The sequence below is a fragment of the Dyella sp. PARNA 12/25 genome (assembly GCF_055702865.1).
Genome location: NZ_JBVQCI010000001.1, coordinates 39,660 through 54,002 on the forward strand (window position 1 = coordinate 39,660; position 14,343 = coordinate 54,002).

Below are 14,343 nucleotides of genomic sequence, written 5' to 3' on the forward strand. Positions count from 1 at the left end.
CCATGCGCGCGTATCTGGATCTGTTGCAGCACGTACTGGATCACGGTACGGAAAAGGGTGATCGCACGGGCACCGGCACGCGTAGCGTGTTTGGTTGGCAGATGCGTTTCGACCTCGCGCAGGGGTTCCCGCTGGTCACCACCAAAAAGCTTCATTTGAAGTCGATCATCCATGAGCTGATCTGGTTCCTGCAGGGCGACACCAACATCGCCTACCTCAAGGAAAACGGCGTCAGCATCTGGGACGAATGGGCGGATGAGCACGGCGAGCTTGGCCCTGTCTATGGCCAGCAATGGCGGGCCTGGCCTACGGCGGATGGGGGCACGGTCGATCAAATCCGCTGGGTGGTGGACGAGATCAAGCGCAACCCCAATTCGCGTCGGCTGGTGGTCAGCGCGTGGAATGTGGGCGAGCTGCCGAAAATGGCGCTCATGCCGTGCCACGCGTTGTTCCAGTTCTACGTGGCGGACGGCAAGCTGAGTTGCCAGCTGTATCAGCGCTCGGCCGACATCTTCCTCGGCGTGCCCTTCAACATTGCCAGCTACGCGCTGCTGACCCACATGATCGCGCAAGTGTGCGGCCTGGGCGTGGGTGATTTCGTGCACACGCTGGGCGACGCGCACCTCTACAACAACCACGTGGAGCAGGCACGCCTGCAATTGTCGAGGGAGCCGCGACCGTTGCCGCAGCTCAAGCTCAACCCCGACGTGCCATCGTTGTTCGACTTCCGTTTCGAGGATGTCGCCATCGTCGGCTATGAGCCGCATGGGGCGATCAAGGCGCCGGTTGCGGTGTAACCGGGTCAGGGCCGCATCCTGTTAAGATCGGCCCCGCGCGGCACCACCGGCCGGTGCAGTGAGCTGTCTCTTCTGTCGATGACTCAAGGATTTCCATGGCTATTTCGCTGATTGCCGCGCTGGACGAGAATTTCGCCATTGGCCGTAAGGGGCAGCTCCCTTGGCACCTGCCGGACGATTTGCGCTGGTTCAAGCAGCTCACGCAAGGCAAGTACGTGCTGATGGGCTACAACACGGCCGTTGCCATTGGTCGCGCATTGCCTGATCGCCCGAACCTGGTGCTGAGCCGCAAGCATGAAGCGCCATTCCCGGGTCAGATCACGGTGCGTTCTCTGCCGGAAGGGCTGGCTCGGGCCGGTGGTACCGGCCTGATGGTGATCGGAGGCGGAGCGGTGTACGCCGAAGCGCTGCCGCAGGCCAAGCGCCTATATCTGACCTGGGTAAACGCCGCCGTGGACGGTGCAGACACCTTTTTCCCGGGTGTGCATTTCAGCGACTGGACCGAAGTCTCGCGCGTGCATCACAAGAAGGATGCCGAACACGCCTACGACTTCGATATGGTCGAGTACATCCGTAACGACTGATCGGATACCGCGCGTTGGCTTCCTCCGAAACCCGGGCCATGCATGTCATGGCGGGTGTGATGATCGACGCGCAAGGTCGCGTATTGCTGGCGCAGCGGCCGCAGGGAAAACACCTGGCGGGCATGTGGGAGTTCCCGGGCGGGAAGCTGGAAGACGGTGAATCGCCCGAAGCCGGCCTGATTCGAGAGTTGCGCGAAGAACTGGGTATTGATGCGTCTTTGACGACCCCCCTCATCCACATTCCCTGGCGTTATGGCGAGCGCTCATTGCTGCTCGATGCCTGGACCGTTCGTGCGTGGCAGGGCGAGCTCGAGTCACTCGAGCATCAGGCTTTGCAATGGTGTCAGCCGGCGCAGGTCGACCTGTCCATCCTGGCGCCCGCCGATCGACCGATTCTCAGGGCGCTGCAGTTACCCGCTCGCTATCCCATGACGCCCGCCGACGTGCCTCCCGAGGCGTTCAGCGACTGGCTGATGCGCATTGCTGGGGCGATCGAGCAGGGCGAGCGTCTGATCCTGCTGCGTCTCCCGTTCTGGACACCTGAGCGCGTGCGTGAGTTGGCGGCAGCGTTGCTACCCGTCGCTCGTGCCCGAGGGGCGCAACTCATTCTGAGTGGTGACGTGGAAGGTGCGCTGGCATTGGGCGAAGGTGTCGGTGTTCAGCTGAAGGCGCAGCAATTGGCAGATCTTGGCGAACGCCCACTACCACTTCGCCAGTGGGTGGGGGCAAGTTGCCATGCCGTCGAAGAGCTGACGCGCGCGCTGCTGCTGGCTGATTTCGCCACGCTGTCGCCAGTCGCTACCACCGCCTCACACCCGGGCACGGCACCCATGGGCTGGCCTGCGTTTGCGAGCATGGTTGAGCAGGCCGCCGTACCGGTTTACGCGCTGGGTGGCATGACCGAGGCTGACCTGGCGACAGCCAGGCAGTTGGGCGGGCAGGGTGTCGCTGGTATTCGTGGATTCTGGTGAGCTGCGCTCAGCGCGTCGCGTGAGCTAGTGTCAGATAGCGTTCATGCAGTTGTGACACCGCGTGATCCAGCGTGGCCTCGTCGCCGCTGTTTTCGATGACATCGTGCGCCAGCGTGAGGCGCTCGGTACGTGACGCCTGGCGTTCGATCATGCGGCGTGCCAGCGCTTCGTCGATGCCGTCGCGTTGAATCAGTCGATCGAGCTGCACCGCTTCGGGTGCATCGACGACCAGCACGCGATCGACCCAGCGATAGTGCTCCAGATTCTCAGCGAGCAAGGGGATGGCGAGCAGGCAGTAGGGGCCAAGATCCGCCAAGGCGTACTCGTGCATCCAGGCGCGCACGCGCGGATGAATGATGGCCTCCAGCGCGCGTCGCTCCGTATCGTTGCCGAAAACGCGTTGGCGCATGGCGGCGCGGTCAAGTTGTCCGCTGGCGTCCAATACGTCGCTGCCGAAATGCTCAACGACGGCACGCAGGCCATCCGTGCCGCGGGCGATCACTTCGCGCGAAGCGATGTCCGCATCGTAGACGTGGATACCGAGCGCTTCAAAACGATGAGAGACCGCGCTCTTGCCAGCGGCGATGCCACCGGTGAGTGCCACCACGTAGCTACGGGAGGGGGTGCTCATCGCATGCCGGTCAGCTGCATGTAGTGCTGCAGCAGCCAATCTCCCGCGACAAACCACACCCAACCTGCCGCGGCGATAAAGGGACCGAACGGCATGGGGATGTCACGGCCATGCTTGCGCAACGCAATCAGCGTGCCACCCACCAGGGCGCCGATCAGCGAGGACAGCAGCACCACGGGCAGCAGAGCGGTAGGACCCATCCACGCACCGAGCGCCGCCAGCAACTTGAAGTCGCCGTAGCCCATACCCTCCTTGCCGGTGAGCAGCTTGAACAACCAATAGACGCTCCACAGGCTGAGGTAACCAATGGCCGCTCCGAGGATGGCCGTGTGCGGCGCTACAAACACCGTGGCCAGACTCAGCAGCAATCCAAGCCACAACAGCGGATAGTTCAGCTGATCGGGAAGGTACTGCGTACGAAAGTCGATGCCGGCGAGCGCAATCAGCGTCCAGGTGAATACCAGACCGGCCAGGGCCGGCCATTGAGGGCCGAGCTTCCAGACGATGGCGGCGCTGAGTACGCCGCTCAGCAGCTCAACCAACGGGTACTGGATGGAAATGCGAGTCTTGCAGTACCTGCAACGTCCACCCAGCAGCAACCAGCCGAACACCGGGATATTGTCCCTCGCCGCCAACGCATGGTGGCAGTGTGGACAGTGCGATGGCTCGCGCACGATGCCCGGCGGCAAAGGCTTGCCATCGGGCTCCAATTCGAGTGCGTCAAACGCATCCAGCCGCCACTCGGCTTTCATCCGCTCCGGCAGGCGCAGGATCACAACGTTGAGAAAGCTGCCAACCAGGAGGCCGAGCACACCTGCGGCCAAGATCCAGGCCCAAAGGGGAAGGTCGAGCATGCGTTGTTCCTGAAACGATAAAAGCCCCTCTCCCGGCGGGAGAGGGGCTTGATGATCCAACCATTACATGGTGGCGCCAAGCTTGAAGATAGGCAGGTAGAGCGAAATCACCATGCCACCCACCAAGACGCCGAGAATCACCATGATCATGGGTTCGAGTAGCGTCGACAAGGTATCGACGGCGTTGCTGACTTCTTCCTCGTAGAACTCTGCCACCTTGAACAGCATGTGGTCGAGCGCGCCGGACTCCTCGCCGATGGCGGTCATCTGCACCACCATGTTGGGAAACAGAGCCGTCTGGCGCATGGCCAGCTGGAGCTGGTGACCCACCGCGACGTCGTCGCGCATTTGCTTCACCGCATCCCCGTAGACGATGCTGCCGGTAGCACCAGCGACGGCGTCCATGGCTTCTACCAGCGGCACGCCAGCCTTGAAGGTGACGCCCAGCGTGCGAGCAAAGCGTGCAATAGCCGACAAGCGCAGGATGTTACCGATCACGGGTAACTTCAGCATCATGCGGTCCAGGAAGTGCGCAAACTTGGCTGATCGCCTATTCGCCATCACCATTGCCACGACGCTACCGACAATGGTGCCGATTACTACCCACCAATAGGACTTCATGAACTCCGAGGCAGCGATTACGAACTGCGTCGGGGCAGGGAGTTCGGCACCAGCGTCCTTGAAGACCTGGGCGAACACCGGGACGACGAAGAGCAGCAGGATCATGCTGACCAGCAACGCCACCACAAGCACCATGACCGGATAGAACAAGGCCTTTTTGATCTTGGCCTTCAGGCTCTCCGTGCGTTCCTTGTACGTCGCGACCGTATCGAGCACGGTATCGAGCACACCCGCCGATTCACCCGCGTGTACGAGGTTGCGATAGAGCTCATCGAACTGGACCGGATATTTGCCCAGCGCTTCATGCAGAGCCGAGCCACCTTCGATGCTCTGCTTGACATCGACCAGCATGTTCTTGAAGCGAACATTTTTCTGGCCGTCGGCGATGATCTCGAAGGCCTGTACCATGGGTACGCCCGACGCCATCATGGTGGCGATCTGGCGGCTGAAGATCGCCACGTCGCGCGGTTTGACGGCGCTGCCCGACGCGCCAAACAAGGGCTTGCCCCGTTCGCGCACCGTCTGGGGGTTCATGCCCTGGCGTCGCAGCTCGGCTTTGACAAGCGTGGCATTCTTGGCCGACATCTCGCCCTTCATGCGCTTGCCGCGCTTGTCCAGGGCGATCCAGTCGTACATGGTCAACTTGCTGATCTCGGCGCGCTGGGCTCCGAGTGTGCGGGTGTTCTTGGCGGTGGCGGTGGCGGTGGCCATTGCTTTTTCCCCCTGCTGTACGGTCGATCGCCTCAGGATGGCGACCGCCTGATCTCTTGCAGCTTAAACGATTCCATCAAGCCAATTCGTGGCACTGGACGCAACTTCCATGTGACGAATCGCCCCTTATGGTCCAGTCGTGCCTCAATCCTTGGTGACTCGGTCGATTTCCGCCAGGCTGGTCACACCCTTCTTGGCCTTCAGCAGCGCCGAGGCGCGCAGGTCGTTCACGCCCGCCTTGCGGGCGACTTCAGCGATCTGAAGCGCATTGCCACCCTGCAAGATGATCTTTTGGATGTCCTCCAGCATGGGCATCACCTGGTAGATACCCACGCGCCCCTTGTAGCCTTCGTTGCAGCTTTCGCAACCGACGGCCTCATACAAAGTGAGGCCTGCGTCGATGTCTTCCTGGCTAAAGCCTGCATCCAGTAGCGCCTGAGGCGGCAACTCCATGGGTTTCTTGCACTCGTGGAGGCGACGCGCGAGGCGCTGGGCGATAATCAGGCTTACTGACGAGGTGATGTTGTAGGGCGCAATGCCCATGTTCATCAGACGGGAGATGGTTTGAGGGGCGTCGTTGGTGTGCAGCGTCGACAACACCATGTGGCCCGTCTGTGCGGCCTTGATGGCAATTTCGGCCGTTTCCAGGTCGCGGATCTCGCCCACCATGATCACGTCCGGGTCCTGGCGCAGGAATGAGCGCAAGGCGGCGGCGAAGGTCATGCCACGCTTGACGTTCTGCTGCACCTGGTTGATGCCCTCGACGCGGATTTCCACCGGGTCTTCAACCGTCGAGATATTGCGCTCGGCGGTGTTGAGGATATTCAGTGCCGTATAGAGCGATACCGTTTTACCCGAGCCGGTGGGGCCGGTAACCAGCACCATGCCGTAGGGCTTGTGGATCGCATCCAGATAAAGCGCCTTCTGCACGTCCTCGTAGCCCAGCGCGTCGATGCCCAGCTTGGCGGCAGAGCCGTCCAGAATACGCAGCACGATCTTCTCGCCAAACAGTGTTGGCAGCGTGCTGACGCGGAAGTCCACCGCGCGGCTCTTGGACAAGTTCAGCTTGATGCGGCCGTCCTGCGGTACGCGGCGCTCGGCAATGTCGAGGCCGGCCATCACTTTGATACGCGATGAAATGCGTGAGGCCAGCTTCATTGGCGGGCTGGCTACGGCGCGAAGCATGCCGTCCATGCGCAGGCGCACGCGGTACTGCGTCTCGAACGGCTCGAAATGGATATCCGAGGCGCCACGCCTGATCGCGTCCACGAGAATCTTGTTCACGAACTTGACCACCGGGGCGTCTTCGTTCGCATTGGCGTCGATGCCGGTGGACTCGGCCTCGTCGTCGTTGCCGCTGTCCAGCACCAGATCGTCGAGGTCGCCGCCACCCAAGTCCGGGACGGACGTGCTCATCGAATTGAGCGTACTTTCAATCGTACGCATCAACTGGCTACGCTCGACAAGGATCGGTTCCACCATGCAGTTCGAGTGGAACTTGATCTCGTCCAGCGCGTGCGACTGCATCGGATCGGCGATGCCCACGAACAAGCGCTTGCCGCGCTTGAAGAGCGGCAGTGCGTGGTGTTTGTTGATCAGCGCCTCGCTGATCAGATTCACGGGCATGCTGCCTGGAGCGAGAGCGCTCACATCCATCATCGGCATGCCGAATTCATCGGAGGCGATGCGGGTGAGGCGGCCGCTGTCTACCAGGTTGTGGTCGAGCAGCCACGGTATGAGGGTGGTCTTGTTCTGCAGCGAGTCCGCCACTGCTTTGCGCACATCGGCCTCGGGAAGAACATCTTCCGACACCAACCTGCGCGCCATGCCCGTCAGGCCCGCGAGCGAAGGTTGCATTAGCGTTGACATAGCGATACTGGCTCAGCCCCCTGATTGGACGGGAATTTACCCCAGTTGAACGGGTTGGTCACGCTGCGGCGGCAGGTGAGGTGCCCAGGGGTGACGAGGTGCACACATCTTGCCCTGCCGCCGACTGTGCAGAATGGCATGCAACAGCCGTGCCCTTGATGCCCTGAAGCATGGACGCCGTGTTCAGGTTGGGATAGAAAGGCCTGCCCTCATGGGAAATCCCGGTCTCGTGTCCCACTCCGAAACCCCAGCACCCTTTGTGGTCTTTGGCGCCCCTCGCATCGAAGAGGCCGAGATTGCGGAGGTCGAAGCCTGCCTGCGCTCCGGCTGGCTGGGTACTGGGCCGCGAGTGGCCCAGTTCGAGCGAGACTTTGCAGTATGGCGAGGCGTGACGCCCTCACAGGTCGCGGCGGTTAATTCCTGCACGGCGGCTTTGCATGTAAGCATGGTGGCGGCAGGCCTCGAGCCGAGTAGTGAGGTCATCACCAGCCCCCTGACCTTCTGTGCCACGGTCAACGCCATCATGCATGCCGGGCTGACGCCGGTGTTGGCTGACGTGGACCCGGTCACCCAGAACATCGACCCGGCGACTATCGAGGCGGCGATTACCCCTAGGACGCGGGCCATCCTGCCGGTGCACTTCGCCGGACGCCCCTGTGCCATGGACAAGATCATGGCCATGGCGCAACGGCATGGCCTGATGGTGATCGAAGATTGCGCCCATGCCATCGAGACTGACTTCCACGGCAAACCTGCCGGTACTTTCGGCGATTTTGGTTGCTACAGCTTTTATGTCACCAAGAATGTCGTGACGGGCGAGGGCGGCATGATCGTTGGACGCGACGAGGAACATATCGCGCGGGCCCGCATGCTGGCCCTGCACGGCATGAGCAAGGACGCCTGGCACCGCTTCAGCGATCAGGGCTACCGGCACTACCAGGTGGTCGAATGCGGCTTCAAATACAACATGATGGATCTGCAGGCAGCCATCGGCATTCACCAGCTGGCCCGCGTCGAACAGAACTGGCTGCGTCGCCGGGCGCTTTGGCGCCAGTATGATCAGGCGTTCGAGGCGCTGCCGTTGACCCTTCCGGCGCCCCCCGAAGCGAATACGCGTCACGGCCACCACCTCTATACGGTACTGGTTGACCCCTCGCGCTGCGGTATCGGTCGGGACGACTTCCTGGAGGCGATGACCGCTGCACGCATTGGGGTGGGCGTGCACTATCTGTCCGTTCCGGAACATCCTTTCTACCAGCAGCGTTTTGGCTGGCAGCCGGAGCACTGGCCCAACGCTATGAAGCTGGGTCGACAGACGGTCAGCCTTCCGCTATCGCCGGCCATGTCCGATGGCGATGCCGAGCGAGTGATCGAAGCTGTGCGGTCGATCATTCTTCGCTGATCGATCAGCTCGGATGAAGGCGCCCGGCAGGTTATGATGCCCCGTCATTTTATGGGGAACGCGCTTGAATCGCCTCAGTATTATCTTGCCTGCCAAGAATGAAGGGGCGGCTTTGAAGGACCTGCTGCCACGGCTGCGTGCGGCTCAGCCGGACGCGGAGATCATCGTCGTCGATGATGGTTCGACCGACGACACGCCTGGTATCTGCGCCAGCAATCACATCCACTGCCTGTCCTCGCCTTATTCCATGGGCAATGGCGCTGCCGTCAAACGCGGCGCACGTGCCGCCACTGGCGAATTTCTAGTCTTCATGGATGGCGATGGCCAGCATGATCCGGCGGATATCGCCCGCCTGCTCGAAAAGCTGGAGCAGGGTTACGACATGGTGGTCGGAGCACGTGACTGGGGCAGCCAGGCGGGTGTCGGTCGCGGGCTGGCCAACACCCTTTACAACTGGTTGGCCACACGCATGACTGGACATGTCGTGGAAGACCTCACCTCCGGCTTTCGAGCCGTCCGGGCTGAAAAGTTTTGCGAATTCCTGCATCTGCTACCGAATGGCTTTTCCTACCCCACGACGAGCACCATGGCATTCTTTCGAAGTGCGTATGCTGTCGCGTACGTGCCGATCAAAGCGTCGCAACGCGTCGGCAAGAGTCACATCAAGCCTCTTCGCGATGGCATTCGCTTTCTCCTCATCATCTTCAAGATCGCCACGCTCTATTCGCCGCTGAAGCTGTTTGTTCCGGCGAGCGCGTTTTTCTTTGCGTGCGGGTTGGCCAATTACCTATGGACCTTTATCCATGAGGGGCGTCTGACCAACATGAGCACGCTGCTTTGGAGCGCTTCGGTCATTGTGTTTCTGATCGGATTGATTTCCGAGCAGATCACGGGTCTGACCTATCGTCGGGACCGCTGACAGCAGCATTGCGGACCTTCGGTCGCGGGACGCTTATGCGTCGTTGAAACACATGCGCTGAGTCAGCAACCGGCTGATACGAAGCGCGCTTGATGCAAAGGCAAGGGGCAGTGCACAGCATGCGGGTGTTATTGATCAGCACGTCCTATCCGCGGGACCTGTCGGATTGGCGGGGAGTATTCATGCGCCATCTGGTCGGCGCGCTCGCTCGTGCATCGTCCGTCAGCCTCGCAGTCTGGGCGCCGCCTGGTCAGCTTCCAATGAAGGCCCGTGATGCGACCTCTGCCGCCGAGTCGCACTGGCTCGGCAAGCTGATGGCCGCGGGTGGCATTTCCCACCTGATGCGGCAAGGAGGCTGGAGGGCGTGGCTGGCCCCCGTGCAGTTGTTACGGATGCTCGGCGCAGCCTATCGGCGTCACACGGAAATCGATCTGTACCATATCAACTGGTTGCAGTGCGCGCTGCCGCTCCCGGCCAATGGGAAGCCGGCATTGATCACCGTGTTGGGCAACGACATGAAGTTGTTGCGACTCCCCATGGTGCAAAGCCTTCTGCGCCGGGTCATGAAACGGCGCAAAGTGGCCATTTGCCCGAACGCCGATTGGATGCATGCGCCCCTTCAGTCGGCGTTTGGCGATGTGGCGGAGATCTGCCCGGTTTCTTTCGGCATCGACCCCTGCTGGTACGCCATCGAGCGGAGCTTCGAAACCAGCCAGCCCAGGCGCTGGCTGGTCGTGACTCGCCTGACCGCCGACAAGTTGGGGCCACTGTTCGACTGGTCCGAGCAACTATTCAGCGAAAGCAAGCGCGAACTTCATCTTTTCGGCCCCATGCAGGAAGGGATCAGCGTGCCGCCATGGGTTCACTACCATGGCTCTGCATCGCCTGAACAGCTTGCCGGCGAGTGGTTTCCGAGCGCGTGTGGTCTGATCACCTTGAGCCGACACGCGGAAGGGCGGCCGCAGGTGATGCTTGAAGCCATGGCTGCGGGACTGCCTATCATCGCGTCGCGGATGCCTGCACACGCCAGCATTGTCTTTGACGGGGAAACCGGGGCACTCTGTGATTCCGTTGAAGACTATGCCGCGGCGCTGGCCGACATCGAAGATTCATCGACCAATGACCGGTTGGGGCGGGCGGCGAGATCTTGGGTTAACCATGAAGTGGGAACCTGGGACGATTGCGCCAATCGCTACGTAAAGGTTTACCGCCGATTGCTGGGGGATGAATGAGTGACGGCGTACTCGTTGTAGGCGCGGGTGGCTTCATTGGCCAACATGTCGTGCGCGCACTGACATTGCAGGGACGGCGCGTCATAGCGGCCGGCCGCCATGGCGGAGTTGGCGTGGCGGCAAACCTGGAATTTCGGGAAGGTGAGCTGGGTGAGCCTGATGAATTCTCGCGTCTGCTCTCCGGGTGCCGCTCCGTCGTCTATCTGGCGTCTGCCTCCACTCCAGGCAGCTCGGCTGCACGCCCCGTGCAGGAGGTGCTCTGCAATCTGCGACCATTGACGGCGCTGCTTGAGGCCCTGCAGGACCGACCTGAGGTGGAGCTGCTTTACATGTCCTCGGGCGGTTCGCTGTATGCGCCTAACAACGGCGCGCCTTCCGATGAAGCGGCACCGATCCGGCCCAAGTCATATCACGGCGCGGGCAAGGTGGCTGCCGAGTCCTTCATTGCGGCATGGTGTACACAGTTCGGCGGCAGGGCGACCATGCTTCGCCCATCCAATGTTTACGGGCCAGGACAGGGTGAGCGTGCGGGATTCGGCATCGTTCCGGCAGCGTTGTCAGCGATGTTGCGGAATGAAGTGCTGCATGTATGGGGCGATGGATCGGTGATCCGCGATTACCTGTACATCGATGATCTGATTGACCTCGTCGTGGCCATTCTCGACCGACCTTGGGTCCAGGCAAGCCGCCTGGTTAATGCATGCAGCGGTGTGGGTGTCAGCCTCAATGAGCTTTTTTCCGAGATGGAGCGTGTGACGGGTTTGCCTTTGCAACGCCGATACGAGGAGAACCGCGCGGTTGACGCTACCAAGGTGCTGATGGATGCAAGCTTGGCCCTGCGTGACTACGGTTGGGCCTCCAAGGTTTCTCTGCATGACGGTCTGGAGCGCACATGGGCCTGGTTGAACACCACGCGGTAAATCGCCCCGATCGTCCGATTTGCTCCATCTGCATCGCCAATTACAACGGCGTTGCGCTATTGGATGCCTGCCTGAGCTCCGTTCTTGATCAGCAGGGCAGTATCGAGCTTGAGATCATCGTCCACGATGATGCTTCCACGGATGGCTCCGTGTCTTTTCTTCTCGATCGGTACCCACAGGTCGAGTTGCTCGCCAGCGAAGAGAATGCTGGGTTCTGCGTTGCCAACAATCGCATGGTTGCGCGCGCCCGCGGCGAATTCGTGCTGCTGCTCAACAATGATGCAGCCCTGTATCCGGATGCCATCGCCAGCTTGCTGGAGGCCGCACGGAACAAGTCCGTCGATCGCATCCTGACGTTGCCACAGTACGACTGGGAAAGCGGAGAGCTGGTCGATCGTGGCTGTTTACTGGATATCTTTTATAACCCCGTACCAAATACCGACCCGGGCCGCTCTATCGTGGCCATGAGCATCGGAGCGTGTCTGTGGCTGCCGCGCGAACTCTGGGAAAAGCTGGGCGGGTTCCCGGAGTGGATGGAATCCATCGGGGAGGATCTTTATCTTTGTGGTTTGGCCCGCTTGCATGGCGCTGAGGTTGAGGCGCTTTCCGTCAGCGGCTATCGCCATCGCCAGGGGCAGAGCTTCGGTGGTAATCGGGCTGTAAGCGGCAAGTTGCAAACCAGTGTTCGTCGTCGCCGATTAAGCGAGCGCAACAAGACATATGCCATGATCCTGCTCACTCCGACTTACCTCATGTGGCCTCTGCTTTCGCTGCATCTGGGGTTACTGGTCTTCGAGGGCGCGCTGATGGCGCTGTTTCAATGGAATCTTGAAATGGCGTTTGAAATTTACGCCGGTGTTTTTGTTTCTGTCGGAAAAGAAATGAAACGCTTGCGTGAGGCTCGGCGAAAGGCTATGCAGGCCAGGGCAATCACCCTTCGAGAATATCTGTGTGTATTCACCATTTGGCCACGAAAGCTGAGCATGCTCATACGCTACGGCATACCATCAGTACGATCGTAATAAGAGCTTGCACTTTGTGCGTCCGCGTACAGCGCCTCATTGGACTCGCTGGTAAAGGAATAGCGGCTCTTTAGGGTTGACGCCATTTTTCGTGGGATCAATGTCGCCAAGGATGCTGGCGTGTTCCACTACGCGCGGCGCCAATCCAGTGGACGCGAATCTGTCGAAGATATCCCTGCCGTAAAGTCGGACATGATCTTCCTGTCCGTAGGCTTCAAGGCGGGACTTCTCGTCAGTGATGCCGACGTCTTGCCAAGTCTGATGCAGCTTTCCGCAAAAGGGTGTCTGCAGGATGGCGTGACCGCCAATGCGCAACACCCGGTGGATTTCAGCTATCGCCATCAGGTCGTCATCGACGTGCTCAAGTACGTGATTGGCGATAATCAAATCGAAGGATGCGTCCGGGAAGGGCATGGCAAGCATGTCAACGCGAACCATGTCCACCTCGCGCGGATGCAAATCGCACTTCACGTAATGTGCTGGAGCGGCATCGAGGATTTTTCCAGGTAGCCGCCCTTCTGGCGCGAAATGCAAAATGTCCTTTCCACGAAGGCCGGACAGCAGTCCGGTGGTCTGCAAGTAAAGCAACAAGTGCCTTTCACGGTCATGTGCGCCACAACTGGGACATTCGAAGTTCTGAACGTCGCTGCCGATGATGTCGAGCTCGCGCATCAATCTGGGCAGCTCGCCCCACCCACCTCGGTATGGCAAGAAGCGCGCGACGCGGGTGCCGCATAACACGCAATACCCGCGCTTGGGCCACGAGTGAGTGGCAGTCATTCTGTGCAGGCGCCTAACGATTCTCATGGTTTTTGTCATGGGTTGCGTGTGCCATCGCTTAGGCTCTCCGGGGCAAGAGGGCCCGCTCGCCCCTTCAACCCGTCTATCAGGCCGCGCCCGATATACCTCGAATTCTGTCTACGATTTGGCGAAAACAGGAGGTACGCGTAGGCATTGCCAAGCCAATACCATCCCGCGCGAATCTTCCAGAGTGTCGGCACATATTCGCTGCGAAGTAGCAGTACAAAATTTCGGAAGCGGTAATACAGCCTCTGCGGAGAGTAGCTGCTGAACTGACGCCAGCGCAGGTACCACACCTTGAACGTAGCATCACCCAGACGATGCGCCATCGTCGCCAGGGTTGTTCCGTAGAGCTTGTAGCCCTTGTGGCGGGCTCGGTGGAACCACTCCGTGTCCACGTAATCGATGAAGTAGTCCTCACGCATAAGGCCGACGTCCGCAAATGTGCTGCAGGGACTAAGGGAGCCCGACGTGATTCCGGTGATCACCTCGACGTAGGAGGGGGCTCGATCACTCGGCAAGGTGCTGTAGAACAGCTTGCCAGGCTCTTGAACTTGAAATCCGAACGCATCGCCTGTGACGCGGTCCACATAAGACGCGCCAACGTATCCGACGCGGATTCCCTGAGCCTGGAGCGATGTTGCGACAAAGAGCAATTGCGCAACCATGTCCTCGCTTGGAAGACTGTCTTGGTCGCTAAGCAGAACATAGTCGTAACCCTCAGCAATCGCAGCCTCGATTCCAATATTGAGGGCACTGGCAATGCCACGGTTCTCGCCCAGCCTAAACAGGCAGGGCAAGGGCTGCGGCAGGTGAGTATCGGATATGGCCTGCCAAACGCCATCGTCGTGAGCCGGAGTGTTGTCGACGATGAATACTTTCTCCACCTGTTTCTGCAATGAACGCAACAGGTCCTGGAGTGCAAGTTTTTCCGGCAAGTACGTGACGACAATGGCCATCACACGGCGATATTGATTGGTCATTGAGGTGGATTTTGGCCTGGTCTGGG

General features: G+C 60.4%; 14 protein-coding genes. 8 read left to right on the plus strand and 6 right to left on the minus strand.

The features are described from left to right. Positions 1-2: 2 nt before the first annotated feature. From AC0GUR_RS00180 to AC0GUR_RS00190, 3 genes are all read left to right on the plus strand, one after another. Positions 3-797, plus strand: a complete 795-nt coding sequence (locus AC0GUR_RS00180; protein ID WP_472875441.1) for a thymidylate synthase — start codon at positions 3-5, stop codon at positions 795-797. A 95-nt stretch (positions 798-892) separates the two neighbouring features. After that, the gene (locus tag AC0GUR_RS00185) at positions 893-1,381 is read left to right on the plus strand and encodes a dihydrofolate reductase (protein WP_472875442.1); all 489 of its coding nucleotides are present in this window, start codon (positions 893-895) and stop codon (positions 1,379-1,381) included. Positions 1,382-1,395: 14 nt separating this feature from the next. Then, entirely contained in the window at positions 1,396-2,352 is a 957-nt protein-coding gene (locus AC0GUR_RS00190; RefSeq protein WP_472875443.1) for a Nudix family hydrolase, read from the plus strand. A 7-nt stretch (positions 2,353-2,359) separates the two neighbouring features. Here AC0GUR_RS00190 and coaE read toward each other — a convergent pair whose 3' ends face one another. From coaE to pilB, 4 genes are all read right to left on the minus strand, one after another. Further along, the gene (gene coaE / locus AC0GUR_RS00195; protein ID WP_472875444.1) at positions 2,360-2,983 is read right to left on the minus strand and encodes a dephospho-CoA kinase; all 624 of its coding nucleotides are present in this window, start codon (positions 2,981-2,983) and stop codon (positions 2,360-2,362) included. Continuing rightward, the gene (locus AC0GUR_RS00200; RefSeq protein ID WP_472875445.1) at positions 2,980-3,837 is read right to left on the minus strand and encodes a prepilin peptidase; all 858 of its coding nucleotides are present in this window, start codon (positions 3,835-3,837) and stop codon (positions 2,980-2,982) included. The genes coaE and AC0GUR_RS00200 overlap by 4 nt, the downstream gene beginning before the upstream one ends. A gap of 63 nt (positions 3,838-3,900) precedes the next feature. Next, positions 3,901-5,169 (minus strand): type II secretion system F family protein, encoded by a 1,269-nt coding sequence (locus AC0GUR_RS00205; protein ID WP_472875446.1) that lies wholly within the window; start codon positions 5,167-5,169, stop codon positions 3,901-3,903. A 144-nt stretch (positions 5,170-5,313) separates the two neighbouring features. After that, on the minus strand, positions 5,314-7,038 hold the full coding sequence (gene pilB / locus AC0GUR_RS00210) for a type IV-A pilus assembly ATPase PilB (protein ID WP_472875447.1): 1,725 nt from the start codon (positions 7,036-7,038) through the stop codon (positions 5,314-5,316). 229 nt (positions 7,039-7,267) lie between these two features. Between pilB and AC0GUR_RS00215 the strand changes: the two genes are divergently transcribed. From AC0GUR_RS00215 to AC0GUR_RS00235, 5 genes are all read left to right on the plus strand, one after another. Continuing rightward, entirely contained in the window at positions 7,268-8,440 is a 1,173-nt protein-coding gene (locus AC0GUR_RS00215) for a DegT/DnrJ/EryC1/StrS family aminotransferase (RefSeq protein WP_472875448.1), read from the plus strand. 64 nt (positions 8,441-8,504) lie between these two features. Then, entirely contained in the window at positions 8,505-9,359 is an 855-nt protein-coding gene (locus AC0GUR_RS00220; RefSeq protein WP_472875449.1) for a glycosyltransferase family 2 protein, read from the plus strand. Between the two features lie 182 nt (positions 9,360-9,541). After that, complete coding sequence (locus AC0GUR_RS00225) at positions 9,542-10,591, plus strand: glycosyltransferase family 4 protein (RefSeq protein WP_472875450.1); 1,050 nt, start codon at positions 9,542-9,544, stop codon at positions 10,589-10,591. After that, positions 10,588-11,511, plus strand: a complete 924-nt coding sequence (locus AC0GUR_RS00230; RefSeq protein WP_472875451.1) for an NAD-dependent epimerase/dehydratase family protein — start codon at positions 10,588-10,590, stop codon at positions 11,509-11,511. The genes AC0GUR_RS00225 and AC0GUR_RS00230 overlap by 4 nt, the downstream gene beginning before the upstream one ends. Further along, the gene (locus AC0GUR_RS00235) at positions 11,484-12,533 is read left to right on the plus strand and encodes a glycosyltransferase family 2 protein (RefSeq protein WP_472875452.1); all 1,050 of its coding nucleotides are present in this window, start codon (positions 11,484-11,486) and stop codon (positions 12,531-12,533) included. Before AC0GUR_RS00230 ends, AC0GUR_RS00235 begins: the two co-directional genes overlap by 28 nt. Before the next feature lie 36 nt (positions 12,534-12,569). On the opposite strand, the gene AC0GUR_RS00240 is transcribed toward AC0GUR_RS00235, so the two are convergent. Beyond that, positions 12,570-13,205, minus strand: coding sequence for a class I SAM-dependent methyltransferase (locus AC0GUR_RS00240; protein WP_472875453.1), 636 nt, complete (start codon positions 13,203-13,205; stop codon positions 12,570-12,572). Between the two features lie 143 nt (positions 13,206-13,348). Then, positions 13,349-14,317 carry a glycosyltransferase family 2 protein gene (locus AC0GUR_RS00245; RefSeq protein WP_472875454.1) on the minus strand — a complete coding sequence of 323 codons (969 nt, stop codon included), beginning with the start codon at positions 14,315-14,317 and terminating at the stop codon, positions 13,349-13,351. Positions 14,318-14,343 lie beyond the last annotated feature (26 nt).